Source organism: Streptomyces sp. NPDC050743 (genome assembly GCF_044456925.1).
Taxonomy (GTDB): domain Bacteria; phylum Actinomycetota; class Actinomycetes; order Streptomycetales; family Streptomycetaceae; genus Streptomyces.
Genome location: NZ_JBITGJ010000305.1, coordinates 1 through 1,903, shown reverse-complemented (window position 1 = coordinate 1,903; position 1,903 = coordinate 1). Strand labels below are relative to the sequence as shown.

Below are 1,903 nucleotides of genomic sequence, written 5' to 3'. Positions count from 1 at the left end.
CGAAGGCGTCTTCGCGGACCACCTTCCCGCACCCGTCCTCGCCCAAGCACTGGAGGCACTCATGCTGGCCCTCGCCGAGGAGAACGCCGCATGCCGGTGGCCGGACCCCACTGGTGAGGCCGCGGCAACCGCGTTCCTCGTCGCCGCCGGCGTAGCACCACAGAGGGCCGCGCTTCAGGTGCAGGAGGTCATCGGGCGAGACCGGGCAGCGGGCGACGGGTGACCTCGTGGGCGTCGTCCGCAGCGAGGCCGAGCATGCGCAGGACCATCTCAGCCAGGTCGGAGGCGGCCTCGTCGCCGTCGAGGTCCGGGCGGGCCAGCCGGAGCGCCACGAGGGACATGAGGGTGCCGCCCACGGCGGACAGCGCAGTGGTCGCGTTGCCGCAGGTGAAACGGCCTGAGGCGATGCCGATCTCCAGGTCGCGCAGGGCCCGTGGGGCCAGGCCGCGGTCGGAGTGGATGTAGGCCAAGCCGCGGTCGCGCAGGATTCGCATGAGTTCCGGGTGGGAGTCGGCCATCCGGGCGGTGAGCCGGAAGCCGGCCGCGACCAGCTCGGCCGGGTCGTCGATGCCTTCCACGCGCTCGTCGCTGACCTGCCCGAACTCCTCCAGGGCGTCCGTCACCGCCGCGTCGAACAGCTCCGTCTTCGACTCGAAGTGGTTGTAGAAGGACCCGAAGCCGACATCGGCGCGCTCGGCGATGGCCTGGATGCTTGCGCTCGTGTCCCCGGTTTCCGCGAGGATCTGCCGGGCCGCGCGGACGAGCGCCTGGCGGGTCTCGGCACGGCGTCGCTCGAAGCGGTTCCTGGGCGGGGCTGACGTCGGCATACGGCCCAGTGTAACCACCGCAACGATGACGCTGCCATTACTGATGAGATCCTCAATTATTGGGCTGCACCTATTGACGACGAGAAACGGCAGAGTTGATGATTTCCTCATTACGGCAGTGTTGCTTGGAGGACACCATGTCCCACATCCCCGTTAACAAGGGCGGTCCTCTGACGCCCCACCAAGACCTCCACAGCGAGCAGGGCGCCCTACGCGGTGAACACCCCGGACGAGCCCGGAATCCCGTGATCAAAGTGGCGGACCTGGCCTGGCTGGAGTTCGAGAAGCCGGACCTGGACCGGGCCGAGGTGTTCGCCCGCGACTTCGGCTTCGCGATCGCCGCCCGCACCGATCACGAGCTGTGGCTGCGCGGCACGTTCGCGGGCTCGCCCTGCATGGTCATCCGGCGCGGCCGCGCCTCCCGCTTCCTCGGGCCCGCGTTCCGCGCGGCCGAACGGACCGATGTGGACCGGCTGGCCGCCGCCGTCGGCCACACCGTCCGGGACATCGACGTCCCCGGCGGCGGCCGGTCGGTCGCCCTGTTCGATCCCTCGGGCCTCCCGGTCCGGGTGGTGCACTGCGCCGAACCACTTCCCGCGCTGCCCGGGCAGCAGCCGCTGGTCCTCAACACCGGCATCGAAGGCCGTCGTACGAACACCACCCAGCGCCCGCCCCGTGAGCCGTCCCGCATCCAGCGCCTCGGCCACGTGGTGCTGGAGACGCGGACGTTCACCCGCACCCTGGACTGGTACCTGGACACCCTCGGCATGATCGTGTCCGACTTCCTGTTCCTCGACGGGCAGCGCGGGCGCGGGCCGACCATGGCGTTCATCCGCTGCGACCAGGGCAGCCTGCCCGTCGACCACCACACACTCGCCCTGCACCTCGGGCCGGGCACCGGATACGTCCACTCCGCCTACCAGGTCACCGACCTCGACGCGATCGCCGCCGGCGGGGAGTACCTGGCCGAGCGCGGATACCAGCGCAGCTGGGGCATCGGCCGGCACATCCAGGGCAGCCAGCTCTTCGACTACTGGCGCGACCCCGACCACTTCATGCTGGAGCACTTCGCCGAC

The 1,903-nt window shown here is 70.3% G+C and carries 2 protein-coding genes and 1 pseudogene; 2 read left to right on the top strand and 1 reads right to left on the bottom strand.

What is annotated here, in order from left to right; genetic code table 11:
• A pseudogene (locus tag ACIBJF_RS53215) lies at nt 1-223 on the top strand (TetR/AcrR family transcriptional regulator); the annotation flags it as partial.
• On the opposite strand, the gene ACIBJF_RS53210 reads toward ACIBJF_RS53215, so the two are convergent.
• Entirely contained in the window at nt 189-827 is a 639-nt protein-coding gene (locus ACIBJF_RS53210; RefSeq protein ID WP_399185086.1) for a TetR/AcrR family transcriptional regulator, read from the bottom strand. The pseudogene ACIBJF_RS53215 and the gene ACIBJF_RS53210 sit on opposite strands and share 35 nt — an antisense overlap.
• Nucleotides 828-964: 137 nt before the next feature.
• Here ACIBJF_RS53210 and ACIBJF_RS53205 point away from each other — a divergent pair.
• Nucleotides 965-1,903 (top strand): VOC family protein (locus ACIBJF_RS53205; RefSeq protein WP_399185085.1); only part of this gene is annotated, 939 nt, incomplete at its 3' end.